This window comes from Pseudomonas nitroreducens NBRC 12694, assembly GCF_002091755.1.
In the GTDB taxonomy this organism is placed as follows: Bacteria; Pseudomonadota; Gammaproteobacteria; order Pseudomonadales; family Pseudomonadaceae; genus Pseudomonas; species Pseudomonas nitroreducens.
This window is the reverse complement of the sequence record NZ_BDAI01000023.1, coordinates 1-24,813: the sequence shown is the minus strand read 5'-3', so window position 1 is coordinate 24,813 and position 24,813 is coordinate 1. Positions and strand designations below refer to the sequence as shown.

Annotated in this window: 22 protein-coding genes; 9 read left to right on the top strand and 13 right to left on the bottom strand. The window is 65.7% G+C overall.

The window, feature by feature from the left end; translation table 11 throughout:
- Position 1 precedes the first annotated feature (1 nt).
- Both PNI01S_RS27755 and PNI01S_RS27750 read right to left on the bottom strand, forming a co-directional pair.
- Complete coding sequence (locus tag PNI01S_RS27755) at positions 2–748, bottom strand: response regulator (RefSeq protein WP_089285798.1); 747 nt, start codon at positions 746–748, stop codon at positions 2–4.
- A gap of 110 nt (positions 749–858) precedes the next feature.
- Positions 859–1,506: a TetR family transcriptional regulator C-terminal domain-containing protein gene (locus PNI01S_RS27750; RefSeq protein ID WP_037013083.1), complete on the bottom strand. Its 648-nt coding sequence runs from the start codon at positions 1,504–1,506 to the stop codon at positions 859–861.
- A 157-nt stretch (positions 1,507–1,663) separates the two neighbouring features.
- Between PNI01S_RS27750 and PNI01S_RS27745 the strand changes: the two genes are divergently transcribed.
- The 4 genes from PNI01S_RS27745 (at position 1,664) to PNI01S_RS27730 (ending at position 6,564) form a co-directional block, all read left to right on the top strand.
- On the top strand, positions 1,664–2,767 hold the full coding sequence (locus tag PNI01S_RS27745) for a polyamine ABC transporter substrate-binding protein (RefSeq protein ID WP_024766703.1): 1,104 nt from the start codon (positions 1,664–1,666) through the stop codon (positions 2,765–2,767).
- Positions 2,768–2,992: 225 nt separating this feature from the next.
- Entirely contained in the window at positions 2,993–4,411 is a 1,419-nt protein-coding gene (locus PNI01S_RS27740; protein ID WP_037018420.1) for an aminotransferase, read from the top strand.
- Positions 4,412–4,464: 53 nt separating this feature from the next.
- Positions 4,465–5,334, top strand: coding sequence for a helix-turn-helix transcriptional regulator (locus PNI01S_RS27735; RefSeq protein ID WP_084359836.1), 870 nt, complete (start codon positions 4,465–4,467; stop codon positions 5,332–5,334).
- A gap of 219 nt (positions 5,335–5,553) precedes the next feature.
- Positions 5,554–6,564: an alpha/beta fold hydrolase gene (locus tag PNI01S_RS27730; protein ID WP_084359827.1), complete on the top strand. Its 1,011-nt coding sequence runs from the start codon at positions 5,554–5,556 to the stop codon at positions 6,562–6,564.
- 420 nt (positions 6,565–6,984) lie between these two features.
- Here the strand turns inward: PNI01S_RS27730 and choV are convergent, their stop codons facing one another.
- The 4 genes from choV to PNI01S_RS27710 all read right to left on the bottom strand — a co-directional run bounded on the left by choV (position 6,985) and on the right by PNI01S_RS27710 (position 11,177).
- Entirely contained in the window at positions 6,985–8,163 is a 1,179-nt protein-coding gene (choV, locus tag PNI01S_RS27725) for a choline ABC transporter ATP-binding protein (protein ID WP_024766699.1), read from the bottom strand.
- Positions 8,164–8,168: 5 nt separating this feature from the next.
- Positions 8,169–9,008, bottom strand: a complete 840-nt coding sequence (gene choW / locus PNI01S_RS27720) for a choline ABC transporter permease subunit (protein ID WP_038803445.1) — start codon at positions 9,006–9,008, stop codon at positions 8,169–8,171.
- Between the two features lie 54 nt (positions 9,009–9,062).
- Positions 9,063–10,001: a choline ABC transporter substrate-binding protein gene (locus tag PNI01S_RS27715; RefSeq protein ID WP_037010356.1), complete on the bottom strand. Its 939-nt coding sequence runs from the start codon at positions 9,999–10,001 to the stop codon at positions 9,063–9,065.
- 237 nt (positions 10,002–10,238) lie between these two features.
- Positions 10,239–11,177 (bottom strand): choline ABC transporter substrate-binding protein, encoded by a 939-nt coding sequence (locus PNI01S_RS27710; RefSeq protein WP_024766697.1) that lies wholly within the window; start codon positions 11,175–11,177, stop codon positions 10,239–10,241.
- 334 nt (positions 11,178–11,511) lie between these two features.
- Here PNI01S_RS27710 and PNI01S_RS27705 point away from each other — a divergent pair, with 334 nt between their 5' ends.
- From PNI01S_RS27705 to PNI01S_RS27695, 3 genes are all read left to right on the top strand, one after another.
- Positions 11,512–12,888, top strand: coding sequence for an L-serine ammonia-lyase (locus PNI01S_RS27705; RefSeq protein ID WP_024766696.1), 1,377 nt, complete (start codon positions 11,512–11,514; stop codon positions 12,886–12,888).
- 383 nt (positions 12,889–13,271) lie between these two features.
- Complete coding sequence (gene gbdR, locus PNI01S_RS27700; protein WP_024766695.1) at positions 13,272–14,378, top strand: choline metabolism transcriptional regulator GbdR; 1,107 nt, start codon at positions 13,272–13,274, stop codon at positions 14,376–14,378.
- Positions 14,379–14,539: 161 nt separating this feature from the next.
- On the top strand, positions 14,540–15,997 hold the full coding sequence (locus PNI01S_RS27695; RefSeq protein WP_084359826.1) for a cyclic-di-GMP receptor FimW-related protein: 1,458 nt from the start codon (positions 14,540–14,542) through the stop codon (positions 15,995–15,997).
- A 24-nt stretch (positions 15,998–16,021) separates the two neighbouring features.
- On the opposite strand, the gene PNI01S_RS27690 is transcribed toward PNI01S_RS27695, so the two are convergent.
- The 6 genes from PNI01S_RS27690 to PNI01S_RS27665 form a co-directional block, all read right to left on the bottom strand.
- A complete protein-coding gene (locus tag PNI01S_RS27690) occupies positions 16,022–16,273 on the bottom strand; it encodes a hypothetical protein (RefSeq protein WP_024766693.1) in 252 nt (83 codons plus the stop codon).
- Positions 16,274–16,535: 262 nt separating this feature from the next.
- Entirely contained in the window at positions 16,536–17,465 is a 930-nt protein-coding gene (locus tag PNI01S_RS27685) for an alpha/beta hydrolase (protein ID WP_084359825.1), read from the bottom strand.
- Positions 17,466–17,472: 7 nt separating this feature from the next.
- On the bottom strand, positions 17,473–17,946 hold the full coding sequence (locus PNI01S_RS27680) for a thioesterase family protein (protein WP_084359824.1): 474 nt from the start codon (positions 17,944–17,946) through the stop codon (positions 17,473–17,475).
- A gap of 81 nt (positions 17,947–18,027) precedes the next feature.
- The gene (locus PNI01S_RS27675; protein WP_038803446.1) at positions 18,028–18,993 is read right to left on the bottom strand and encodes an L-carnitine dehydrogenase; all 966 of its coding nucleotides are present in this window, start codon (positions 18,991–18,993) and stop codon (positions 18,028–18,030) included.
- Positions 18,994–19,120: 127 nt separating this feature from the next.
- Positions 19,121–20,005: a 3-dehydrocarnitine:acetyl-CoA trimethylamine transferase CdhC gene (gene cdhC, locus PNI01S_RS27670; RefSeq protein ID WP_084359823.1), complete on the bottom strand. Its 885-nt coding sequence runs from the start codon at positions 20,003–20,005 to the stop codon at positions 19,121–19,123.
- A gap of 73 nt (positions 20,006–20,078) precedes the next feature.
- On the bottom strand, positions 20,079–21,017 hold the full coding sequence (locus PNI01S_RS27665; protein WP_024767458.1) for a choline ABC transporter substrate-binding protein: 939 nt from the start codon (positions 21,015–21,017) through the stop codon (positions 20,079–20,081).
- A gap of 223 nt (positions 21,018–21,240) precedes the next feature.
- Here PNI01S_RS27665 and PNI01S_RS27660 point away from each other — a divergent pair, with 223 nt between their 5' ends.
- Both PNI01S_RS27660 and PNI01S_RS27655 read left to right on the top strand, forming a co-directional pair.
- The gene (locus tag PNI01S_RS27660) at positions 21,241–22,215 is read left to right on the top strand and encodes a GlxA family transcriptional regulator (RefSeq protein WP_037010367.1); all 975 of its coding nucleotides are present in this window, start codon (positions 21,241–21,243) and stop codon (positions 22,213–22,215) included.
- Positions 22,216–22,418: 203 nt separating this feature from the next.
- Positions 22,419–22,889: a nuclear transport factor 2 family protein gene (locus PNI01S_RS27655; protein ID WP_084359822.1), complete on the top strand. Its 471-nt coding sequence runs from the start codon at positions 22,419–22,421 to the stop codon at positions 22,887–22,889.
- A gap of 109 nt (positions 22,890–22,998) precedes the next feature.
- On the opposite strand, the gene PNI01S_RS27650 is transcribed toward PNI01S_RS27655, so the two are convergent.
- Entirely contained in the window at positions 22,999–24,621 is a 1,623-nt protein-coding gene (locus PNI01S_RS27650; RefSeq protein ID WP_084359821.1) for a GMC family oxidoreductase, read from the bottom strand.
- Positions 24,622–24,813: the final 192 nt, after the last annotated feature.

Below are 24,813 nucleotides of genomic sequence, written 5' to 3'. Positions count from 1 at the left end.
CTCAGGCGTCGGCAGGCGTGGCCGTGAACAGGTAGCCGGCGCCGTGGATGGTGATGATCAGCTCCGGTTCGGCCGGGTCGTCGCGCAGCTTGCGGCGCAGGCGGCCGACCAGCACGTCGATGGAGCGGTCGTTGGGCAGCCATTCGCGGTTGCGGATCTGGTCCATCAACTGGTCGCGGCTGAGGGTATGGCCAGTGTTGCGCAGGAACACGCCGAGCAGCTGGAACTCGCCGTGGGTCAGCGGGGTTTCGCTGCCATCGCGGTCGATCAGGCGGCGGCGGTCCGGGTCCAGGGTCCACTGGGCGAAGCGCTTGTGGTGCTGACGATTGACTGGCGTGCAGGCGGCAGCGGGCTGGCGCGCGTGGCGCACGCGGCGGATCAGGTTCTTGGCGCGGGAGACCAGCTCGCGGGGGTTGAGCGGCTTGATCACGTAGTCATCGGCGCCGCACTCCAGGCCGACGATGCGGTCGATGTCGTCGTTGCGGCCGGTGATCAGGATGATGCCGACCTCCGAGCGCACGCGCAGCTCGCGGGTCAGGGTCAGGCCGTCCTTGCCGGGCAAACGGATGTCGAGCATCACCAGGTCGATGGGCTGCCCGCCCTGTTCGGCTTCGGCCAGGCTCGCCTCGGCCTGTTCGGCGGTGCCGGCACAGAGCACGTCATAGCCCTCCTCGCCCAGGTAGGCCTGGAGGAGCTCGCGAACCACCGGATCGTCGTCGACGATCAGTACACGGGAAGTCATCGCAATACCCTGCTGACGCCACCGCTCGTGGCGGGGCAATTCTTGTTATACGTGGAGGTAGAGCTGTAGGAGCTGTCCTGCAGATGGCCGCAGGTTACCGCTCGCTGAACAATCGATCAACAGGCCGCCGGCGACCGGCTGAAACGCTGCCGGCCGCCATGCTGGAGGCCGTCTACCCAGGCCTCGCAGATCTGCACGCCCTGTTCCGGGGTGAAGGTATTGGGGTTCAGCCCGGATTCCAGCCACAAGCCATCGAGCAAGGCGCTGAGGGCAATGGCGGCGAGGTCGGCGTCGAAATCGGACCATGCCTGTTCCTGCGCCAGATCCTTCAGCGCCTGCGCCAGCAAGGTGCGGTACTCACCGTAGGAATGGTCATGCGCCTGGTTGATGGCTTCGGCGGTCTTCACCGCGCCCCAGAACGCGAGCCAGGCATCCAGCAGTTGCGGGTCAAGCAGTTCGGCACAGAACGACGCCCGGAAGAACGCCGACAGCCGAGCGCGTGCATCCGGCGCCGCCTCGGCGATGGCTTCGCGCAGCAACTGCATCACGCGCCCGGTGACGGTCAGGTAGGCCTCGGCCACCAGTTCGTCCTTGCCCGAATAGTGGTGGTTGATCAGCCCCACCGAGACGCCGGCTTCGGCGCAGATCTTGCGAATGGAAGCCCCCTGGAAGCCATGGCGCTTCAGGCACGCGAGGGTGGCCTCGATCAGCAGCGCCTTGCGCTGCTCCGGCTCCAGTCGGGTAAAGCGGACTTCCTCGTTCATGCCTGGCTCCTAAAGTGTCAGGTGGCCAATCTGAACGATTGTTCGATTAGGCGCCAGTACCTACCCGTTCGGGGAATGGTCCGGGTTGTGCCCCTGGTCGAGAGTGGCTTCATCCGCGATATCTCCAATCCATAACAAAATCAAAGGTGGGACTGACATGCAGAAAACGCTCGCAGCAGTACTCAGCGCGGCGCTGGCGACCTTGCCGGCACTGGGTCACGGGGAGGATGCCGCTGGCGCGAAGACGCTGCGGCTGTACAACTGGACCGACTACATCGGCGAGCACACCGTCGCCGACTTCGAGAAGGAAACCGGGATCAAGGTGGTCTACGACACCTTCGATTCCTACGAGACCGTGCAGGGCAAGTTGCTGCCCGGCCGCTCGGGCTACGACCTGGTGGTGCTCAACGCCGCCCTGGTGCCGCCGCTGCTGAAAGCGGGCGTGTTCCAGCCGCTGGACAAGTCCAAGCTGCCCAGCTGGAACAACCTCGACCCCGACGTGCTCAAGCACCTGGACCACTACGATCCGGGCGTGAAGTACTCGGCGCCCTACACCTGGGGCAGCAACGGCATCACCTACAACATCGACAAGATCAAGCAGCGCATGCCCGATGCGCCCATCGGCTCGCTGGCGATGCTGTTCGATCCGAAGATCGTGTCGAAATTCGCCGATTGCGGGGTGACCATCATCGATTCCCCCACCGACGTGATCCCGCTGGCCCTGGCCTACCTCAAGCGCGACCCCAACAGCGCGCTGCCCGAGGATCTGAAGGCCGCCCAGGACCTGCTGCAATCGATCCGCCCGTATATCCGCAAGTTCGACTCCACCAGCTACCTCAACGGCCTGGCCAACGGCGACCAGTGCATGGCGATGACCTGGTCCGGCGACTACGCCACCGCCCAGGCCCGCGCCGACGAAGCCGGCGCCAAGGTCAAGCTGGGCTACTTCGTGCCCAAGGAAGGCTCGCTGATCTGGTTCGACGACTTCTACATCCCGGCCGACGCGCCCCACGTGGAAAACGCCCACAAGTTCATCGAGTACATGCTGCAGCCGAAGGTTGCCGCGGGCGTCGCCGACTACATCCGCTACGCCTCCAGCAACGCCGCCGCTACCCCGCTGCTGGCCGCCGAAGTGCGCAACGACCCGGCGATCTACCCCGACGCCGAGACCCGCGCCCGCCTGTTCACCCAGAAAGTGCAGACCCCCAAGGCCACTCGCCTGATCACCCGTACCTGGAACGCGGTGAAGACCGGGACCTGATAGCGCAAGACCACAGCCCCCTCTCCCCAGCCCTCTCCCTGAAGGGAGAGGGGGCAGCCCGCAGCCACGTTCAAGGAAGTCGTCTTCCTGTGATGTCGCTGACTGCGTGCCCGCAATGACCGTCGTAGTCACCGAGTACTCCGAACGGTCCCCTCTCCCTTCAGGGGGAGGGTCAGGGAGAGGGCAAGGACTCGCACGACGAACCGTAATTTCGAGGTACAGACAATGACCACCACCACCCCAGCCTTCTTCGCCCAGTTCAACGACGAGCAGCTGGTCGCCGCCGACAAAGCCCACTACATGCACGGCTACCACGTGTTCGACGATCACCGGGTCAACGGTGCGCTGAACATCGCCGCCGGCGAGGGCGCGTACATCTACGACACCAAGGGCAATCGCTACCTGGATGCCGTGGGCGGCATGTGGTGCACCAACATAGGCCTGGGCCGCGCGGAAATGGCCGAAGCCATCGCCGAGCAGGTGCGCCAGCTGGCCTACTCCAACCCGTTCTGCGACATGGCCAACGTCACCGCCATCCAGCTCTGCGAAAAACTCGCGCAGCTCGCCCCTGGCGACCTGGACCACGTGTTCCTCACCACCGGCGGCTCCACCGCCGTGGACACCGCCTACCGGCTGATCCAGTACTACCAGAACTGCCGCGGCAAGCATGACAAGAAGCACATCATCAGCCGCGTCAACGCTTACCACGGCTCGACCTTCCTCACCATGTCGCTGGGCGGCAAGGTCGCCGACCACCCCGCCGAGTTCGACTTCCTCAAGGACGTCATCCACCACATTTCCTGCCCCAACCCCTACCGCGCGCCGGAAGGGATGACCGAAGGGGACTTCCTCGAATTCCTGGTGAAGGAATTCGAAGACAAGATCCTGGAACTGGGTGAAGACAAGGTCGCCGCCTTCTTCGCCGAGCCGATCATGGGCTCGGGCGGCGTGATCATCCCGCCCAAGGGCTACCACCAGCGCATGTGGCAGGTATGCCAGAAGTACGACGTGCTCTACGTCGCTGACGAAGTGGTGACCTCCTTCGGCCGCCTGGGCGCCTTCTTCGCCTCCGAGGACGTGTTCGGCATGCAGCCGGATATCATCACCACCGCCAAGGGCCTGACCTCCGGCTACCTGCCGCTGGGCGCGTGCATCTTCTCCGAGCGCATCTGGAAGGTGATCGGCGAGGCCGACAAGGGCCGCTGCTTCGCCCACGGCTTCACCTACAGCGGGCACCCGGTGAGCTGCGTCTCGGCGCTGAAGAACATCGAGATCATCGAGCGTGAGAATCTGCTGGAGCACGTGAAGGACGTCGGCGGCTACCTGGAGCAGCGTCTGCAGGAACTGGCCGACCTGCCGCTGGTGGGCAGCGTGCGTTGCCAGAAGCTGATGGCCTGCGTCGAGTTCGTCGCCGACAAGCGCAGCAAGGTGCTCTTCCCCGAGGAGCTGAACATCGGCGAGAAGATCCACCTGCGCGCCCAGGCCAAGGGCCTGCTGGTGCGGCCCATCGTGCACCTGAACGTGATGTCGCCGCCGCTGACCATCACCCGCGCGCAGGTCGACGAGATCGTCGACACCTTGCGCGAATCGATCCTGGAGGCCGCCGCTGACCTCCAGCGCAGCGGTGATTACGCGGGGCACTGATGATCGATCCGAGGATTTTGCCTACACCCCGGCAGCCCTTTATGCTGCCGGGCATGAGCGAATCTCAGGCACTGAGCGAAACGTCCGATGCACTGGCCCTGCATGCCTGGCATGCGGGGCTGGCGCGCGTCATGGCCAGTGTCGGCGAGGTCGTCTTCGTCGAACGCCTGGCCGACGCCCTGGGCTGCCTGGTACCACTGGAGTCGGTGATGCTTGGCCTGGAACAGCGTGGCCAGCCGCCGCAACCGCTATACCAGCGCGGCATCGACCCGGAGCACCACGAGGCGCTGATCGATCGCTACTACGCCCGCGGCTACCTGCTCGACCCGTTCTGCCTGGCCATGGAAGACGGCCTCACCGAAGGCTTCTACCCACTGGCCGATATCGCCCCGGACGATTTCTTCGCCAGCGAGTACTACAAGACCTACTACCTCAAGTTCGGCTGCACCGAGGACTGCCACTTCATCATCGACCTGGGCGAGTCGCGCAAGGTCTCGCTGTGCCTGTACCAGGGCAGGAGCGGCGCGCGCTTCAGCGAAACCCAGCTGGACCTGCTGGCTACCGTCCTGCCGCTGGTGCGCGAACTGGTCCGCCAGTTCGAGCGCAACGGCGGGCTGGACCTGCTGCTGGCCGGGCGCGGTGTGAGTGTCAGCGACCCGGACGAGCAGGCGCCGCTGAACCGGCATATCCGCGCCGCCTTCATGAACTTCGGCGCCGACCGGCTGACCGAGCGCGAACGGGAAATCGCCCACCTGCTACTGCGCGGCCACTCGGTGAAATCCAGCGCGCGGGTGCTGGATATCTCACCGGAAACCGTGCGCATGCACCGCAAGCACCTCTACACCAAGCTGGAGATCAACTCCCAGGCGGAACTGTTCTCGCTGTTCATCGACTGGCTGACCGGCGGCGCCACCGCGGCCTGACGCCACTTCGGCGCTGGCCCAAACCTGTAGGAGCGAGGGGGGCGCCTAGCCCTTGCTCGCGAACGCCTAGGCCGCACCCACCCGGTTGGCGAGCACGCTCGCTCCTACAAAAAAGCGCTTCTCGCATTACCCGCCGATGCGGCATCCCGCCCGGAAATCTGCCAACCTATGGCCTTTCCCGCTGTCTGACCCGTGCCCCACCACCAGGAGAGCTTCCCGATGCCCCGCCGCTGGCTTCCCGCCTTGCTGTTGGCCGCCGCCCTGCCGCTGCACGCCGCCGAATCCAAACCCACCTATGGCCCGGAACTGGAGCGTTTCAACTACGCCTATCCGGTCGGCCATTACAGCTTCGCGTCCCAGGGCCACCACATGCACATGGCCTATATCGACGTGAAGCCGAAGAAACAGCCCAACGGCCGCACCGTGGTGCTGCTGCACGGCAAGAATTTCTGCGCCGGTACCTGGGAAACCACCATCGCCGCGCTGAGCGACGCCGGCTACCGCGTGGTGGCGCCGGACCAGATCGGCTTCTGCAAATCCACCAAGCCCGAGCGCTACCAGTACAGCTTCCAGCAGCTGGCGACCAACACCCACGCGCTGCTGGAGCACCTGAAGATCGGCAAGATCACCCTGCTGGGCCACTCCACCGGCGGCATGCTCGCCGCCCGCTACGCGCTGATGTACCCGCAGCAGGTGGAGCAGCTGGCCATGGTCAACCCCATCGGCCTGGAAGACTGGAAAGCCCTGGGCGTGCCCTACCGCACGCCGGACCAGTGGTACGAGCGCGAGCTGAAGACCAGCGCCGAGGGCATCCGCCAGTACGAGCAGGCGACCTACTACGCCGGCCAGTGGAAGCCGGAGTACGACAAGTGGGTGAACATGCTCGCCGGCCTGTTCAACGGCGCCGGCCACGAGCGCGTGGCATGGAACTCGGCGCTGCTCTACGACATGATCTTCACCCAGCCGGTGGTCTACGAATTCGGCCAGCTGAGGATGCCGACCCTGCTGCTGATCGGCACCAAGGACAACACCGCCATCGGCAAGGACATCGCTCCGGCCGAGCTCAAGCCGAAGCTGGGCAACTACGCCGAACTGGGCAAGGCGACCGCCAAGGCGATCCCCAACGCCACCCTGGTGGAGTTCGACGACATGGGCCACGCGCCGCAGATCCAGGACCCGAAGCGCTTCCACGAGGCGCTGCTCAAGGGGTTGGCGGACCTGAAGCACTGATGCTTCTTCCGTGGTCTGTGCCGGCGTGGGGCTATCGCGAACAGAGTCCGCTCCCACGTTCCCCTGAAGCTCCGGTACGGGGAGAGCCCCTCACCCCAACCCTCTCCCAAAGGGAGAGGGAGCCGTTCGGTGTACTGGATCGGTAACGAAGATAGCCGGAAAGCTCCAAGCTTCCCGAGCGCAGAGGACAGTCCCCTCTCCCCCTGGGAGAGGGTTAGGGTGAGGGCCTGCCGAGGCACAGGGCACAAGTTGTAGGAGCGAGCTTGCTCGCGAACCGCCCAGCGCCAGCGCCGCCGGGTAATCCGTTCGCGAGTAAGGACTGGGCGTCCCCTCGCTCCTACAGGCGAATACCGTCGACAGCGCCAACAAAAACGCCGGCTCCCCTCGCAGGGAGCCGGCGTTTTCATTCAGCTGAAAGAATCAGCCCAGGTTCTTGCCCAGCAACGCGTGGTAAAGCTCGCTATCGCCGAGCACGCCGACCACGCGGCTCTGCTCCTGCAGTACCAGCTTGTGGCCGGTCTGGTAGCGAATCTGCAGCGCGTCGCGCATGCGGATGTTGACGTCCACCAGGGTCGGCTCGTGCTTGAGCTTCTCCACCGGGTCGCCCGGGCGCCATTGCTGCAGGTCGATGATGTTGCTGCCCTGGCGCGCGGTCTTGATCTGGTTGGTCTCGGTCAGGCCCAGCCAGCAGTCGCGGCCCTGGTCGAAGCACACCTCGTCGGCCTGGCGGCGGCACTGGTCCAGGCCACGCATCAGGCTCGAACCACAGAGCACGTTGAGCGGATTGGTGTGGGCGACGAAGGTACGCACGTAGTCGTCCGCGGGGCTGAGCACGATTTCCTCGGGCTTGCCGTGCTGGATGATGCGGCCGTCCTTCATGATCGCGATGCGCGTACCGATCTTCAGCGCCTCGTCCAGGTCATGGCTGACGAAGACGATGGTCTTGTGCAACTGCCGTTGCAGCACCAGCAGTTCGTCCTGCAATTGCTGGCGGATCAACGGGTCCAGCGCGGAGAAGGGTTCGTCCATCAGCAGGATGTCGCCATCCATGGCCAACGCACGGGCCAGGCCGACGCGCTGCTGCATGCCGCCGGAGAGCGAGTCCGGGCGCTTGTCGCGCCACTGCGACAGGCCGACCAGCTCCAGCTTCTCGTCGATCACCTTCTTCCGCTCGCTGGCCGGGCGGCCCTGCATCTCCAGGCCGAAGCCGATGTTCTCGGCCACGGTCAGCCAGGGCATCAGCGCGAACTTCTGGAACACCATGGCGATGCGCTTGGTGCGCATGGTCTTGAGCGTCGCCGGCGAGCAGTTGGCGATATCCACCTGCTGGCCCTCGTGCTCGATCAGCAGCTTGCCGCGGCTGACCCGGTTGAGGCCGTTGATGCAGCGCAGCAGGCTGGACTTGCCCGAGCCCGAGAGCCCCATCATCACGCAGATCTCGCCGCGATTGACGTCCAGGCAGGCATCCTCCACGCCCAGTACCTGGCCGGTGCGCTTGAGGATTTCCTCGCGGCCCAGGCCCTGGTCCAGCAGCTTGAGCGCTTCCTTGGTGTGGGTGCCGAAAATCACATCCACATGTTCGAATCGAATCGCCGACATAGTGCTTACCTCCCCCGCAGCGAACGTTGCTTGCACACCCGGTCGAGCAGGATGGCGAGCAGGACGATGGCCAGACCGGCCTCGAAGCCGAGGGAAATGTCCGCGGTGTTGAGCGCATTGACCACCGGCTTGCCGAGGCCATCAGCACCCACCAGCGCGGCGATAACCACCATCGACAGCGACAACATGATGCATTGGGTGATCCCCGCGCCGATGCTCGGCATGGCGTGCGGCAGCTCGATGCGCGTCAGCAGTTGCCAGCGCGAGCAGCCGAAGGCCTTGCCGGCGTCCATCAGTTCCGCCGGCACGTCCTGGATGCCCAGGCAGGTCAGGCGGATGGGCGCGGCGATGGCGAAGATCACCGTGGAGATCAGGCCCGGAACCACACCCAGGCCGAACAGGGTCAGGGTGGGGATCAGGTAGACGAAGGTGGGTACCGTCTGCATCAGGTCCAGCAGTGGCCTGAGCCCGGTGTAGAACCAGGGCTTGTGCGCCGCCAGGATGCCCAGCGGCACCCCGATGGCGATACACACCACCGTGGCGAAGATCACCTGCGCCAGGGTCTCCATGGTCTCCTGCCAGTATCCCAGGTTGAGGATCAGCAGCAGCGAGGCCAGGGCGAATACCGCAAGGCCCCAGCTGCGCTGAATGTAGAACACCAGGAAGACCATCAGCGCGATCAGCGCCAGCGGGTTGAACCAGAGCAGGCTGTTGGTGACGCCGTGGATGAGGAACTCGAGGGTGTCGGAAATCTTGTCGAACACCGACGCGCCATGTTGCGTGAGCCAGTCGACGAAGGCGGCGATATGCTCACCCAGCGGTAGCTTGTGGTCAGTCAGAAACATAATGCGGGCCCATCAGAAGCTTAGGGAATCGGCCAACGGCAATTACTTCGGCTCTTAGTTCGAGAATGCCACCTTGGCTGCCGCCAAGGCTGGTTTGCCGTCACGGGTGGTCACGCCGGCGAGCCAGGCGTCGAGCAGTTCCGGATGGTCCTTCAACCAGGCTTTGGCCGCCTCTTCGGGCTTCTTGCCCCCGTTGAGGACGGCGTCCATGAGTTTGTTCTCCATGTCCAGGGTAAAGGTCAGGTTGGTCAGCAGCTTGCCGACATTCGGACACTCCTGGGCGTAGCCCTTGCGCACGTTGGTGTAGATGGTCGCGCCGCCGTAGTTGGGGCCGAACACGTCATCGCCACCTTCGAGGTACTTCATCTTGAAGCGAGTGTTCATCGGGTGCGGTTCCCAGCCCAGGAACACGATCCACTGGTTGCGGCGGTCGGCGCGTCCGACCTGCGAAAGCATGCCGGCCTCGCTGGACTCCACCAGCTTGAACTTGCCCAGGCCGAACTGGTTCTTGTCGAGCATGCCCTGAACCAGGCGGTTGCCGTCGTTGCCCGGCTCGATGCCGTAGATCTTGTTGTCGAGCTTGTCGGCGAACTTGGCGATGTCGGCGAAGGACTTCAGGCCGCCGTCATAGGCCGCCTGGGTGACAGCCAGGGTGTACTTGGCGCCCTCGAGGTTGGCCTTCACCGTCTCCACCGACCCGTTGTCGGCGTAGGGCTTGATGTCGTTGGCCATGCTCGGCATCCAGTTGCCGAGGAAGACGTCCAGGTCCTTGTTCGCCAGCGACTTGTAGGTCACCGGGACGGAAAGCATGGTCACCTTGGTCTTGTAGCCAAGGGACTCCAGCACCTGTCGGGTAGTGGCGGTGGTCACGGTGATGTCGGTCCAGCCGACGTCGGAGAATCGTACCGTGCCGCACGAGTCAGGTTCAGCGGCCTGAACCGCCAGCGGCGCGCAAATGGACACAGCCAGCAGCAAAGACTTGAAACCATTCATGAGCGTACTCCTCTGCGGGGTGGGCGCCGGCGCTGCCCACGGTGGGGCGCGGCGGTCTGAATTATGGTTGGGGCCTGGGGCGGGCCCTTTTGTTGTCATTTCGTAAACGATCATGGAGCAGGAAAATTTCGTCGCATACCGGGTGGGTCGCATCCAGTGCAGGCGAAGTCGTATTCAGCACCAGCCATGTCGCATCCAGTGGAAAGGCCCGGTTCCAGCGACTTCCAGCAGCTCGGATCAATCCATGGCGGCGGTTTTCTGGCCCCCCGGCGCCGCGCCCGATGAGCCGGGAGCGACACCCTGCAACCAGCCATCGAGCACCTGCGGATTGGCTTTCAACCAACTCTTGGCGGCCTGGCGGGGATTGCGTCGCTCGTTGAGCACCGCATCCATTAACTGGTTCTCCATCGCCAGATCGAACTTCAGGTTCTTCAGCAGCCGCGCGACATTGGGGCACTCCTGAAGATAGCCTGCTCTGACGTTGGTGAAGACCGTTGCGCCGCCAAAGTTGGGACCGAAGTAGGAATCCCCTCCCTCCAGATAGTTCATTTGGATGCGGGTATTCATCGGGTGCGGCTCCCAGCCCAGGAACACGATGGGCTGTTTCAAGGCCCCGGCTCGCTTGACGTAGGCCAGCATGTCGGCCTCGCTGGATTCCACCAGCTTGAAGTCGCCCAGGCCGAAGGCCTTTTCCTTGATCATCTTCTGGATCAGCTGGTTGCCATCGTTGCCCGGCTCGATACCGTAGATGCGCCCACCCAGCTGCTCCCTGAATTTTGCGATATCGGCAAAAGTCTTCAGCCCGGCCTCGTACGCGTAGCGCGGCACCGCCAGGGTGTACTTGGCGCCTTCGAGGTTGGCGCCGACGGTTTCCACCTGGCCCTTGTCGGCGAAGGGCTTGATGTCGTTCGCCATGCTCGGCATCCAGTTGCCGAGGAACACGTCGATCTTCTTCTCCGCCATCGCCTTGTAGGTGTCCGGCACGGACAGCCGCACCACCTGGGTACGGTAACCCTGGTGACTGAGCACCAGTCGCGTCACCGCGGTGGTCACGGTGATATCGGTCCAGCCCACGTCGGCGAAACGCACCACGGAGCAGGATTCGGGTTCGGCGGCGCGCACAGCGCCCGGTAGTACCACGGATAACGCCAACAGCGACGACACAAGACTCTTCATGAGGCCAGCCTCTGACTGCGGAGAAGGGGGGTGGACACGGGCGAACGCGGCCGTTCGTCGGTGGCGGATCATGGAACAGCGCGACCGCCCACGCCTATCGACCGGTCGTGGTTCGCGGCGATCGCGTCGTAAAGAGGCAAGCTTTCGTCGGCCCCGGAACAGGCGGCCCCATGCCCTGCTCCGGCAAGGTGTACCGGCGGCGTTATTGGATACGGCCGCGTCGTCGATGGACGTCGCCGGAGCCGGACTTGGGTCGATCATGACCGGGCATCGCGGGCACAGGGACGTGCCTATCCCACTCTCTTACGGATGCGCAGCTCGCTCGGAGTCCGGCATGGCAATCAGTGTGTTCGACCTGTTCAAGATCGGTATCGGCCCTTCCAGCTCGCACACGGTCGGCCCCATGCGCGCTGCCGCGCTGTTCGTCGGCGCCCTGCGCGAGCGGCAGATGCTCGAACGCACCACGCGCGTGGAAGTGCGCCTGTATGGCTCGCTGTCCGCTACGGGCGTCGGCCACGGCACCGACCGCGCGGTGATCATGGGCCTGATGGGCGAATGGCCGGACCGCATCGACCCGCGCCAGATCGAACCACGCATGGCCACGCTGCGCGAGTCCGGCGAATTGCTGCTGGCCGGCAGTCGCGCGATCCCCTTCGACTGGATCCGCGACATGCGCCTGCTCGAAGAGAACCTGCCCTACCACCCCAACGCCATGCGCCTGACCGCCATCGAAGGCGACCAGGTGCTGCACAGCGACACCTACTACTCCATCGGTGGCGGCTTCGTGGTCGACGAGGAACAGGCCGCCTCCGGCAGCCTCGACACCGACAGCACCGTGCTGCCCTACGACTTCGCCAGCGCCGCCGAACTGCTCGTGCTCTGCCGCCGCCACAACCTGCGCGTGTCCGAGCTGATGATGGCCAACGAGCGCATGTGGCGCAGCGAAACCGACATCCGCGAAGGCCTCAAGGTCATCTGGCAGGCCATGCGCGACTGTGTGAACAACGGCTTGAGCCAGGAAGGCATCCTCCCCGGTGGCCTCAACGTGCAGCGGCGTGCCGCACGCCTGCACCGCAACCTGCAGGAAATCGGCAAACCCAACGTCATCGGCTCGACGCTCTCGGCCATGGAATGGGTCAATCTCTTCGCCCTCGCCGTGAACGAGGAAAACGCCGCCGGCGGGCGCATGGTCACCGCGCCCACCAACGGCGCGGCCGGCATCATCCCGGCGGTGCTGCACTACTACATGCGCTTCAACCCCGATGCCAGCGACGACGACGTCACCAACTACTTCCTGGCCGCTGCGGCCGTCGGCATCCTGTGCAAGAAGAACGCCTCCATCTCCGGTGCCGAGGTCGGTTGCCAGGGCGAAGTCGGTTCCGCCTGCGCCATGGCCGCCGCGGGCCTCGCCGAAGTGCTCGGCGCCAGCCCCGAGCAAGTCGAGAACGCCGCCGAGATAGGCCTGGAACACAACCTCGGCCTGACCTGCGACCCGGTCGGCGGCCTCGTCCAGGTGCCCTGCATCGAGCGCAACGCCATCGCCGCGGTGAAGGCCATCAACGCCGCGCAAATGGCCCTGCGCGGGGACGGCCAGCACTTCATCAGCCTCGACCAGGTGATCCGCACCATGCGCAACACCGGCGCCGACATGCACGACAAGTACAAGGAAACCTCGCGCGGCGGATTGGCCGTCAGCATCATCGAGTGCTGACCCGCAATCGACCACGCCAGGCCTGGCACGCCCCCTGATGGCGCAAGCGGTACGCCCGTCCCGACGGCACCAGGGGCGTTACCGTTCCGGGCACAGCACCGCCGGTCGCGTGACCGGTGAGTGCTACCAAAAACCCCAGCCCAAGATCCATGCGTATTTGCGACCTTCGAGGCGTCGCAATCCGGGCCTGCAAAAGCGGCATTCCCATGCCGTTTTCTTTTTTAATTGAACGCCCATTCAACCTAGGCACGGCATTTGCCTTGCTAATAGGTAGAGAGAACAGAGGAGCAGTCCGGGCCGCGCCCGGGTCAGGTTCCCGAACAGAACAACAAGCATAAGAAACGCCTCCAGCGAGGCGACTGTGACTAGCGTGAGGTGATCGAATGAACGCGTTCAACCCCGGAGTTCCCCCGCAAAACCGAGCTCCGCAGTCCATCGGCTTCCTGCTGCTGGACAACTTCACCCTGATCTCCCTGGCCTCGGCGGTGGAACCGCTGCGCATGGCCAACCAGCTGTCCGGTCGTGAACTCTACCGCTGGCACACCCTGAGCCTCGACGGCCGCCAGGTCTGGGCCAGCGACGGCCTGCAGATCACTCCTGACGCAGCCTGCGACAGCGCTCCGCAGATGGACACGCTGATCGTGGTCGGTGGCGTCGGCATCCAGCGCAGCGTCACCCGCGAGCACACCACCTTCCTCCAGGCCCAGGCGCGCCTGGGTCGCAAGCTCGGCGCCGTGTGCACCGGCAGCTGGGCCCTGGCCCGCGCCGGCCTGCTCGACGGCTACGACTGCTCGGTGCACTGGGAATGCCTGGCCGCCATGCAGGAAGCCTTCCCTCGCGTGGCCATGAGCACCCGCCTGTTCTCCATCGACCGCAACCGCTTCACCTCCTCCGGCGGCACCGCGCCGATGGACATGATGCTGCACCTGATCGGCCGCGAGCACGGCCGCGAGCTGTCGGCGGCGATCTCCGAAATGTTCATCTACGAGCGCATCCGCAACGAGCAGGACCACCAGCGCGTGCCGCTCAAGCACATGCTCGGCACCAACCAGCCCAAGCTGCAGGAAATTGTCGCGCTGATGGAAGCCAACCTCGAGGAACCCATCGACCTCGACGAACTGGCCGTCTACGTCAATGTCTCGCGTCGCCAGCTCGAGCGCCTGTTCCAGAAGTACCTGCACTGCTCGCCGTCGCGCTACTACCTGAAGCTGCGCCTGATCCGCGCGCGCCAGTTGCTCAAGCAGACCTCCATGTCCATCATCGAAGTCGCCTCGGTCTGTGGCTTCGTCTCCACGCCGCACTTCTCCAAGTGCTACCGCGAGTACTTCGGCATCCCGCCGCGCGACGAGCGCCAGGGCCAGCCGATCGGCCAGCCGGTCATGGTCATGCCGATCCCGCAGGATCTCGCCCTCATGCCCAACTCCTCGGCCATCTCGGCCCTCAGTCAGGCCCAGGGCGAATCCACCTTCGCCAGCGTGCGGGTGCTCTGAATCCAGGGAGGCGGGAAACGAAAAGGGGAGGCCCATGGCCTCCCTTTTTTCATTCCTGTGACGCATTACGCCCCATCATTCAGATTCGTCTGAATCGCAAATCGCGCTGAATCTCGCAGTCTCCGAAGGGTTCGCCAGCATTCTTCGGAACCTCGGGACACATGGAAACCGCCCTCGAATACCTGGCCCAGCGAACGCGGGAGCTCTATCGCAAGGCCATCGAACAGGATCACGCAAGCCTGACCGGCATCCAGCTGCTGCGCCAACTCGAACGCCTGCGCCCGGAAATCTTCGACGTCAGCCGCCACCTCACCGACCTTTTCGGCGAGCACACCGGCGCGCTCGAACAGGCCAGGGCCGACAAGGCGGAAAAACTCATCGTCGCCCTCCACCGCCGGCTGCTCAGTGGCTACTGGCACCTACTGCGCACCCGCCGCGCCGAGCGCAAGACCGCCGCCCTGCTGATGCAACGCATGGTCCGCAGCCTGCAGGAAATCCACTTCAACTGCCTGCAGAACCACCACCCCGCCCCGCCAGGGCTGTGGAGCCTGCTGCACCAGGTGTACGGGCGCGCCCTGCGAATCGAAGTCCAGCACCTGCCCATCGACGACGGCGAAGCCTTCGAGCCGCGCAGCCAGACCGTCGCCGGTGGCTATCTGCACTGCCTGCTCGTGGTTGGCTCCCGGCCGTTGGAGATTCCCACGCAATACCTGCCGGCATTGATCGAATCGACCCAGGTCTTCTCCTCCATCGTGCACATCCGACCGGAGCAACCTGGCAGCCATTGGCTGCTCGAACGCGAGTACGACCGGCCCTTCCGCGAACCCGACACGACCAGCCGTGAGCAGGGCCTCGCCCTGGCGCTCGACGAACTGCTGGACATGCTCAAGCGCTTCACCGACGCGAGTGCGGGCGACTCAGCCTTTGACCTGAATGCCCACCTGCTCGCTTGCTGGAACGAAACCGGCACCGAGCCCTGGCAGGTCTGCCAGGGCTTCCCGGCACTGCTCGCGCACCTGGGCGTCGCCGACGACACACGCCTGGATGCGAGCCACTTCGAGCGCCAGCAAGAAGTGAGCGATGTCTGGTCCCAGCAACGCGGCGGCCGTGGCGGGCTGGACGAGATGGTCGCGCACCCGCACGACATCGAATTCAACCGCCCGGTGTCCAAGGCCAGCCTCCCGCCTGCCCGGCCGCTGACGCAGCCTCGTAGCAGCGAACGGCACTTCAGCGGCCACTGGGAAGGCTCGCCGCCACCCACCGTCGGCGAGTTGCTTGGCATCCGCCAGTCGGCCAGCGGCTCCTGGCACCTGGCACAGGTGGAAAGCCTCCGCCTGCTCGGCGGCGAACGCTACGAGTTGCGCGGCGCCTGGCTTTCCTCAGAGCCGCGCCCCTGCCGCCTCAGCCTGCGCAGCAAACTGCAGGAGAGCGCGCCGCGCCACGGCTTGCTGTTGCCTGAAGGGAATGGGTTGCGCGTGCTCTGCCCGACACTGCCGCTGGATGCCGGGCGAAAGGTCACGGTGGAGGACCAGGGCCGACGCTACCTGGCCCTGCTGGGCGATCCCATTGGCGACACCTTCCCGCTGTCACCGCTGGAAGTGGCCGCCGACCTGCCCTGAAGGCAGGGCTGGCGCCAGCGGCGATCACAACGCCTTGGGTACCAGCGCCGGCAGCAGCTGGCGGGAGATCGCCTCGCGTACGGCCGGCAGCAGGGTGGCGTTGCCGGCGAGCATTTCCTCCACCAGGCGACGCAGCGCCAGGGAGCGCTCCGGCGTCAGACCACGCACGGCGTATTCGCAGGCCTGCTCCGCGGTGACATCCGGCGGCACGGCGAAGCCCAGCGCTTGCAGGCGTTCGCGGAAATCGTCCTGGTCGATCAGGTCGGCGTGCATCATCGCGGGTCTCCTTGGGAGCGGCAGGGTCTGCCTCGATTCTGGTAAGCCCGGCGGGGCGCGGCAAGCACCTGTCCGGCGGAATGTCCGCGGCGGGCAAGCGCAGGTCGTTTTCGGCTAACCGGGGCGGCGGCGCGGCGCGCAGACTGGCTTCCACACCCTGCGGCGGCACCAGCACCGGCTGCAGGGCCTCGCACACTGAGAGCCCGCATCGGCTCGATTTGTCCCCTGCCGCGCGTCGGGCGCCGCAGGGGATTTTTTTGGCTCAGCGCAAGTGGCGGCGCAGGAATGCCAGCAGAGCGACGCGCAACTGCACCACTTCCGCCACGTCGTGGGCGCGCAGGCAGCCGTGGACCAGGCCGGGCCCGGCGAAGTACTCCACGTCCACGCCAGCCGCGCGCAGACGGTCACGGTAGAGAGCACCGTCATCGCGCAGCGGGTCGAATTCGGCGACAGCGATGAAGGCCGGCGGCAGGCCACGCAGGTCTTCAGCCATCAGCGGCAGCGCGAGGGGATCGCGACGGTCGGCGGGCCGCGACAGGTAGGCGTTCAAACAGTTATCCACCTCCTCGCGAGTCAGCAGGGGCGCGTTGGCGCACTGCGTGCGCGAGGGTGTCGGCTGGTCGCCCAGAGCAGGGTAGATCAGCGCCTGGGCCCCCGGCAGCGGCTCTCCCGTGTCACGCAGGGCGAGGCAGAGCGCGGCGCTCAAATTGCCGCCGGCACTGTCGCCGGCCACCACCAGGCGGGCGATGTCCACCGGTTCGCCCAGGCTGCCGCTGCGCAGGCGCTGCCAGACGATCCGGCAGTCGTGCAGGGCGGCGGGATAGGGATGCTCCGGCGCCAGCCGGTAGCTGACGGCGACCACCAGGGCCTGGAGCTGGGCGGCCAGTTCCGCGCAGATGACGTCGTGGCTGCCGGCATTGCCCAGCGTCCAGCCGCCCCCGTGCAGATAGAGCACCGTGGGCCAGCCGCTTTCCGGCGCGAGCGAGGCGGGCCGGTAAAGACGGATTTCCGGCAGGCCTTCCAGCAGCAGTTCGCTGATGCAAAGCCCAGCCGGGCGCGGCGGACAGAAGGCCTCGGCCATGCGTAGATAACCTTCGCGCTGGGCGGCGAGGGTGGGACTGGCGACGGCCATCGATTGCGTGCGAACGACGAACGCCTGCATGGCATCGGACAGCGGATAGCGCCGCGTCATGGAGCGCTCAACCCGGCAGGCCGATGACACGGCCCACGTAGTCCGGACGCGGCAGCGGCCGATGGGCCTCGGCCAGCGCTAGCACGCGCTCCAGCACCACGCCTTCGAAGGGCGCTGAACGTGCCCCGCCTTCGAGGTTCACGTGCAGCAGCATCTGTTCGCTGGCGGCCAGGGCGAGGTCTTCGCCGGCGCGGTGCAGGCTGTGGAAAACATGCAGGCGCTTGCGGTCGTGGGCGATCAGTTGGGTGCGCACTTCGACCTTTTCACCCTCCTTCACCTCGTGCAGGTAGTTCAGGTGTACTTCGAGGGTGAACAGGGAAGCGCTGGTGGCGGCGCGATGCTCCGCGTCGAGGCCCAGGTAATCCATCAGGGCGTCGGTGGCGTAGCTGAACAGCAGCAGGTAGAAGGCGTCGCGCAGGTGGCCGTTGTAGTCGGTCCATTCGGCGAGGATGGGGGTTTCCCAGGTTTTCAGGGCGTGCATGGCTGTGCGTCCGTGAGGCCCCCACCCAGCCCTCTCCCAGTAGGGAGAGGGGCGGTTCGGAGAGGGTGATGAACCGTGAGGTTAGTCGGCGAAGGCGAAGCCGTGTCTGGACTTGGTGTCCTTGATGGCGCCGAGTACCGCCAGCAGGCAGTCGTCGCGATAGCGCTCCAGCTCGGCAATGCTCCGCGAGCCCTGCTGTTCACTGGTGCCTTCCACGACGCGGTCGATCAGCGTGTCGGTCAGCTCCGGGGCCGGCAGGTAGGTCCAGGGCAACTGCAGCGCCGGGCCGAACTGGGCCATGAAGTGACGCATCCCGGCGTTGCCGCCGGCCAGGGTGTAGGTGAGGAAGGTGCCCATGAACGACCAGCGCAGGCCGGCGCCGAAGCGGATGGCGTCATCGATCTCGCCGGTGCTGGCCACGCCATCGTTGACCAGGTGCAGCGCCTCCCGCCAGAGGGCTTCGAGCAGGCGGTCGGCGATGAAGCCCGGTACTTCCTTCCTCACGTGCAGTGGCCGCATGCCGAGCGATTCGTAGACCTTGATCGCGGCCTGGACGGCTTCGGGCGCGGTCTTCTCGCCGCCCACCACTTCCACCAGCGGCAGCAGGTACACCGGATTGAACGGATGGCCGACCACGCAGCGCTCGGGGTGTGTGGCGTCGGCGTAGAACTCGCTGGGCAGCAGGCCCGAGGTGCTGGAGCCGATCAGGGCGTTGGGCTTGGCGGCGGCGCTGATCCTGGCGTGCAGCTCGCACTTCAGGTCGAGGCGTTCGGGGGCGCTTTCCTGAATGAAGTCGGCGTCGCGCACGCACTCTTCGATGGTCGCGACAAAGCGCAGGCGGTCCTGCGAGGCGCCGGGGGCGAGGCCAGCCTTTTCCAGCGCCGGCCAGGCATTGGCGATGCGCGCGCGCAGAGCGGCTTCGGCGCCGGGAGCCGGGTCCCAGGCGACGACGTCGAGGCCGTGGGCCAGGGCGCGGGCGACCCAGCCACTGCCGATGACGCCGCTGCCGAGGGCGGCGAAGGTTTTGATGTCGGTGATGAAGGGCATGGTAGCTCCAGCAGGAATGAGGGATTACCTGTAGGAGAGAGCTTGCTCGCGAACAAAGTCCGCAGCGGGGCTGGTTCGCGAGCAAGCTCGCTCCTACGAAGAGCAGTTCGTACGCAGGGTGATTGGATCAGCGCGGCTTGAGATTCATCTTCCTGCGCCCCTCGGCCGGGGTCAGGGCGCGGCCGCCCAGGCGCTGGATGATCTCGATGGCGCGTTCGACCAGTTGGCCGTTCGTGGCGTGCACACCACGGTCCAGCCAGATGTTGTCTTCCAGGCCGACCCGCACGTTGCCGCCCAGCAGCATGGCCTGGGCGACCATGGGCATCTGCGAGCGGCCGATGCCGAAGCCGGCCCAGGTCAGGCCGTCGGGGATGTTGTCGGCCATGGCCTTCATGGTGGTGGTGTCCGCCGGTGCGCCCCACGGGATGCCGAGGCAGATCTGAATCAGCGGGTCCTCCAGCAGACCTTCCTTGAGCATCTGCTTGGCGAACCAGAGGTGGCCGGTGTCGAAGATTTCCAGTTCGGCCTTCACGCCCAACTCGGTGATGCGCTTGGCGCCGGCACGCAGCTGGGCCGGGGTGGAGACGTAGATGAAGTCGCCATCGCCGAAGTTCAGGGTGCCGCAGTCCAGGGTGCAGATTTCCGGCAGCAGTTCTTCGACGTGCTTCAGGCGCTCCAGCGGGCCGACCAGGTCGGTGCCGGCGCCGAACTCGAGCGGCTGTTCGCCCTGGCCGATCTGCAGGTCGCCGCCCATGCCGGCGGTGAGGTTGATAATGACGTCGGTGTCACTCTCGCGGATGCGTTCGACCACTTCGCGGTAGAGCTTCACGTCGCGGCTGGGCTTGCCAGTCAGCGGGTCGCGGACGTGGCAGTGGGCGACAGTGGCGCCGGCCTTGGCGGCCTCGATGGCGGCGGCGGCGATTTCCTTCGGGGTGACGGGAATGGCCGGGTGCTTGCCGACGGTATCGCCGGCGCCGGTCACCGCGCAGGTGACGATTACTTCGTAGTTCACGGTGGCTGTCCTTCTTGAGGTCGAACGAACCCACTGCGCGCCGGACGACGCGCAGGGAGTTGCTGGTAAGTGGTTACTTGAGCGAGGCCTGTACGGCGGCGAGGCCGTCCTTGCCGTCGAAGGTGGTCACGCCATCGAGCCAGGCCTTGAGCGGCTCGGGGTTCTGCTTCAGCCAGGCCTTGGCGGCATCCACCGGCTGGCTGCGGTCGAGGATCGGCACCATCACCTGGCTCACCTGCTGGCTGCTGAACTTGAGGTTGTGCAGCAGCTTGGCGACGTTGCCGCACTGCGCCTGGTAGCCGCCGGCGGTCATGATGGAGACGGTGGCGGAGCCTTCGTTCGGGCCGAACACGTCGTCACTGCCGGTGAGGTACTTCATATCGATCTGCAAGTTCATCGGGTGCGGTTTCCAGCCGAAGAACACCACCCACTGCTGGCGCTTGATGGCGCGCTTGACCGCGGTGAGCATGCCGGCCTCGCTGGACTCGACGATCTGGAAGCCCTTCAGGCCGAACTTGTCGTCGGCGATCATCTTCGCGGTGATGCGGTTGGAGCCGCTGCCGGGCTCGATCAGGTAGATCTTGTTGCCCAGCTTGTCCTTGAACTTGGCGATGTCGGCGAAGGTCTTCAGACCGCCATCGTAGACGTAGGTCGGCACAGCGTAGGTGGACTGCGCGTCCGGCAAGGTCGGCGGGGTGATCACGTCGATCTGCTGCTTGTCGAGGTAGGGCTTGGCCACCGGCTGCATGGTCGGCTGCCAGTAGCCGAGGAAGACGTCGAGCTGCTTGTCGGCCATGCCGGCGAGGACGATCTGCTGCGAGGCGCTGGTCTGCTTGACCTTGTAGCCCAGGCCGTCGAGCACGGCTTCGGCCACGGCGCTGCTGGCGACGACGTCGGTCCAGTTCACCGTGCCCATGCGCACGTTCTGGCACTGGGCGGGCTCGGCGGCCCAGGTGGTGCTGGCGGCGGCCATTAGTGCGGCGCAGCCGAGCGCTCTGATCGATAGCTTCATGACTTCTCCCTCAAGGCCTTTGCGGCGTTGGTTATCGTTGTTGTACGTCATGCGGCCCTCAGGGGGCTGGAGAACAAATTACGCAGGCGCAGCCCCGGCGAATCGCACTGCGGCGACCAGCTCTTGCACAGCAGCGACCTCCCCGATTGCCAGGGCGACTTGCATGGTTCATAAGCAAGGGCAGGCTGCCACTATGTCGCCCTCCCATCGCACGGTACCCGCCATGTCCCAAGACTTCTGGTTCCTGCTGTTGCCCGGATTTTCCGTGATGGGTTTCGTCTCCGCCGTGGAGCCGCTGCGGGTGGCCAACCGCTTTCGCGGCGAACTCTACCGCTGGCACCTGATGAGCATGGATGGCGGACCGGTGCTGGCCAGCAACGGCATGTCGATGAACGCCGACAGCGGCCTGGAGGCATTGCACGAAGGCGATACGCTGCTGGTGGTGGCGGGTTTCGAGCCGCTGCGCGCCTGCACCCCGGCGCTGCTGCACTGGCTGAAACGGCTGGACCGTGATGGTGTGACACTGGGCGGCATCGACACCGGCAGCTTCGTGCTGGCCGAGGCTGGCTTGCTGCAGCGCCAGCGCTGCACGGTGCACTGGGAAGCGCTGGAGGCCTTCCGGGAGACTTATCCACAGGTGCAGGCGACCCAGGAGCTGTTCGAGATCGACGGCCCGCGCATCACCTCCGCCGGTGGCACCGCGTCCATCGACCTGATGCTCGACCTGATCGCCCAGGCCCACGGGCCGGAGCTGGCGGTGCAGGTATCGGAACAGTTCGTGGTCGGGCGTATTCGCAACCGGCAGGACCACCAGCGCTTGCAGATCGCCAGCCGCTATGGCGTCTCCAACCGCAAGCTGGTGCAGGTGATCGGCGAGATGGAGCGCCACACCGAACCGCCGCTGACCACGCTGGAGCTGGCCGAGCGCATCCAGGTGACACGGCGCCAGCTGGAGCGCCTGTTCCGCTTGCACCTGAACGACACGCCGTCGAACTTCTACCTCGGCCTGCGCCTGGATAAGGCCCGCCAGCTGCTGCGCCAGACGGACATGAGCGTGCTGGAGATCGGCGTGGCCTGCGGCTTCGAGACGCCCTCGTACCTGTCGCGCAGCTACCGGGCGAAGTTCGGGGTGTGCCCGAGCCAGGATCGGGTCGGGTTGCGCAAGGTCGTCGCCAAGGCAGTCATCCCGCAGGCATGAATCTCCTGCAGGAGCGAGCGGGCTCGCGAACGGTGTCAATCGGCAGCGTCGGAGCTTCGCGGGCTCGCGAGCAAGGGCTAGGCGCCCCCTCGGTCCCACGAATAGCAGGTTGGCAATATCTGTGTGGTCGCCGTCATTTACCCGTTCACGGGCCGAGCGGAGTATGGAGACCAGCTTCCCCCCCACTGCCTTTGGAGACCACCATGAACGAAGCCCGCCCCCCTCTGCCGCCGTTCACCCGCGAAACCGCGATCCAGAAAGTCCGCCTCGCCGAGGATGGCTGGAACAGCCGCGATCCGCACCGTGTATCACTGGCCTATTCACCGGAGAGCCGCTGGCGCAACCGTGCGACCTTCGTCCAGGGGCGCGAGCAGATCGTGCAGTTCCTCACCGCCAAGTGGGTGCGCGAGCAGGAGTACCGGCTGATCAAGGAGCTCTGGGCCTTCACCGACAACCGCATCGCCGTGCGCTTCGCCTACGAATGGCACGACGACTCGGGCAACTGGTTCCGCTCCTACGGCAACGAGAACTGGGCGTTCGACGAGAACGGCCTGATGTACGAGCGCCACGCCTGTATCAACGACCTGCCGATCAGCGAGGACGAGCGCCTGTTCCGCTGGCCGCAGGGGCGCCGGCCGGATGAGCATCCGTCGCTGAGCGGGCTGGGACTGTAGCGGGTTATCCACAAGCCACAGCCGGTTGGCTGTTTTACGAGCGGGCCTGCCCGCGAACGACCTCGGCAACGAGGCCGGTTCGCGAGCAAGCTCGCCTTTACAAAAGCTGTTATGCCGGGACAGCGCGGGCGGGAACGGTGGAGGAGATGCGGCTGTCCTCCAGGATCATCGCCGCCGCCCGCTCGCCGAGCATGATGCACGGCGCGTTGGTGTTGCCGCTGATCAGCGTCGGCATGATCGACGCGTCCACCACGCGCAGGCCCTTCAAGCCATGCACGCGCAGGCGCAGGTCGACCACAGCCATCGCGTCTTCACCCATCTTGCAGGTGCCCACCGGGTGGAACACGGTAGCGGCGTATTCGCGCAGGTGCTCCAGCAGTTGCTCGTCGGTCTGCACCTGCGGGCCGGGCAGCATTTCGGCGCCGCGGATGTTGTCGAACTCCGGCTGGGCGAGGATCTTGCGCGCCAGCTTCACGCCTTCCACCAGCACGCGGCCGTCTTCCTCGTTGGCGAGGAAGTTGTAGTCGATCTCGATGTCGCCGCCGGGCTTCACGCGCAGCTCGCCGATGCTCTTCGGGCGCAATACGCAGGTGTGCACGGCGTAGCCATGGCCCCACTCGAACAGGCGGCCACGGTGGCTGCGGTAACCGGGGACGAAGTGGAACTGCACGTCGGCCAGGCCATCCGCCAGCGGTGTGCGGGCAAAGCCGCCGGCTTCGACGTAGTTGGTGGTCAGCCAGCCCTTTTTCGCCAGCAGGTACTTGAACGGCGACAACAGGATTTGCGGCAGCGAACCCAGGGAGAAGCCCAGGCTAAGCGGGCTGGGCGAGCGCACGGTGACCAGGCCGTCGAGGTGGTCCTGGAGGTTCTTGCCCACGCCCGGCAGGTCGTGCGTGACCGCGATGCCGGCGGCTTTCAATTCCTCGCCCGGACCGATGCCGGAAGCCAGCAGTATCTGCGGCGAACCGAGGGAGCCGGCCGACAGAATCACTTCGCGGCGCGCCAGCAGGCGTTCGCCGCTGCGCAGTTCGATGCCGGTGACGCGCTCGCCTTCCAGCAGCAGGCGGCCCACCTGGCGGCCGCTCAGCACGGTGAGGTTCGGGCGCTGCAGCGGCGCGACGAAGGCGCGGTAGCTGCTCAGGCGCTTGGCGTCCTTCTGGGTCACGTTGTAGATGCCCACGCCCTCGAACTCGCGGCCGTTGAAGTCATCGTTGCGGCGCAGGCCGAGGTGTTCGGCAGCCTTGATGAACAGGTGCGACAAGGGGTTCGGATCACGCGGCTTGTCCACCACCAACTCGCCGAGGGTGCCGTGCAGCGCCGGGTCCTGGCCCAGCAGGTTGCGCTCGGATTTCTTGAAGAACGGCAGCACGTCCTTCCAGCCCCAGCCGGGACAGCCGTCCTGCTCCCAGCGGTCGTAGTCGGAGGCGTGGCCACGGATGTAGATCATGCTGTTCATCGAGCTGGAGCCGCCCAGGGCCTTGCCACGGGGGCAGTGCAGCGAGCGGTTGTTCAGGCGCTGCTGCGGTGCGGAGTAGAAGTTCCAGCTGAAGATCTTGCTCTTGTACAGCGTGATGGTGCCGGCAGGGGTCTGCACGCGCGGGCTGGCATCGCTGCCGCCGGCTTCCAGCAGGCAGACGCGCACGGACGGGTCGGCGCTCAGTCGATTGGCCAGGACACAGCCGGCGGAGCCGGCGCCGACGATGAGGTAGTCGTAGGTGGAATCGTTGGACATGGGGGTTTTCCTTTGGTCCTTGCGTGAATGGCAGAACCCCTCACCCCAACCCTCTCCCGAGGCAGAGGGGGCCGAACGGTGCTGCAGCGAATCACCGTATCGGCCGGCGCCCTGCAGGAGGCGCCGGCCGACGGCAGGTCAGTGCGCTTCTTCCAGGTCGTCGTGCAGCAGCCCGAGGATCTCGCGCTTCAT

Excerpts from the sequence above, each read along its gene's own strand:
- PNI01S_RS27660 (WP_037010367.1), top strand. The coding sequence starts at position 21,241 with ATGTCCCAAGACTTCTGGTTCCTGCTGTTGCCCGGATTTTCCGTGATG.
- PNI01S_RS27710 (WP_024766697.1), bottom strand. The coding sequence starts at position 11,177 with ATGAAGAGTCTTGTGTCGTCGCTGTTGGCGTTATCCGTGGTACTACCG.
- PNI01S_RS27685 (WP_084359825.1), bottom strand. The coding sequence starts at position 17,465 with ATGACGCGGCGCTATCCGCTGTCCGATGCCATGCAGGCGTTCGTCGTT.
- PNI01S_RS27705 (WP_024766696.1), top strand. The coding sequence starts at position 11,512 with ATGGCAATCAGTGTGTTCGACCTGTTCAAGATCGGTATCGGCCCTTCC.
- PNI01S_RS27690 (WP_024766693.1), bottom strand. The coding sequence starts at position 16,273 with ATGATGCACGCCGACCTGATCGACCAGGACGATTTCCGCGAACGCCTG.
- PNI01S_RS27655 (WP_084359822.1), top strand. The coding sequence starts at position 22,419 with ATGAACGAAGCCCGCCCCCCTCTGCCGCCGTTCACCCGCGAAACCGCG.
- PNI01S_RS27665 (WP_024767458.1), bottom strand. The coding sequence starts at position 21,017 with ATGAAGCTATCGATCAGAGCGCTCGGCTGCGCCGCACTAATGGCCGCC.
- PNI01S_RS27675 (WP_038803446.1), bottom strand. The coding sequence starts at position 18,993 with ATGCCCTTCATCACCGACATCAAAACCTTCGCCGCCCTCGGCAGCGGC.
- PNI01S_RS27680 (WP_084359824.1), bottom strand. The coding sequence starts at position 17,946 with ATGCACGCCCTGAAAACCTGGGAAACCCCCATCCTCGCCGAATGGACC.
- PNI01S_RS27740 (WP_037018420.1), top strand. The coding sequence starts at position 2,993 with ATGACCACCACCACCCCAGCCTTCTTCGCCCAGTTCAACGACGAGCAG.
- PNI01S_RS27695 (WP_084359826.1), top strand. The coding sequence starts at position 14,540 with ATGGAAACCGCCCTCGAATACCTGGCCCAGCGAACGCGGGAGCTCTAT.
- choV (WP_024766699.1), bottom strand. The coding sequence starts at position 8,163 with ATGTCGGCGATTCGATTCGAACATGTGGATGTGATTTTCGGCACCCAC.
- gbdR (WP_024766695.1), top strand. The coding sequence starts at position 13,272 with ATGAACGCGTTCAACCCCGGAGTTCCCCCGCAAAACCGAGCTCCGCAG.
- PNI01S_RS27715 (WP_037010356.1), bottom strand. The coding sequence starts at position 10,001 with ATGAATGGTTTCAAGTCTTTGCTGCTGGCTGTGTCCATTTGCGCGCCG.
- PNI01S_RS27750 (WP_037013083.1), bottom strand. The coding sequence starts at position 1,506 with ATGAACGAGGAAGTCCGCTTTACCCGACTGGAGCCGGAGCAGCGCAAG.
- choW (WP_038803445.1), bottom strand. The coding sequence starts at position 9,008 with ATGTTTCTGACTGACCACAAGCTACCGCTGGGTGAGCATATCGCCGCC.
- PNI01S_RS27735 (WP_084359836.1), top strand. The coding sequence starts at position 4,465 with ATGAGCGAATCTCAGGCACTGAGCGAAACGTCCGATGCACTGGCCCTG.
- PNI01S_RS27650 (WP_084359821.1), bottom strand. The coding sequence starts at position 24,621 with ATGTCCAACGATTCCACCTACGACTACCTCATCGTCGGCGCCGGCTCC.
- PNI01S_RS27745 (WP_024766703.1), top strand. The coding sequence starts at position 1,664 with ATGCAGAAAACGCTCGCAGCAGTACTCAGCGCGGCGCTGGCGACCTTG.
- PNI01S_RS27730 (WP_084359827.1), top strand. The coding sequence starts at position 5,554 with ATGCCCCGCCGCTGGCTTCCCGCCTTGCTGTTGGCCGCCGCCCTGCCG.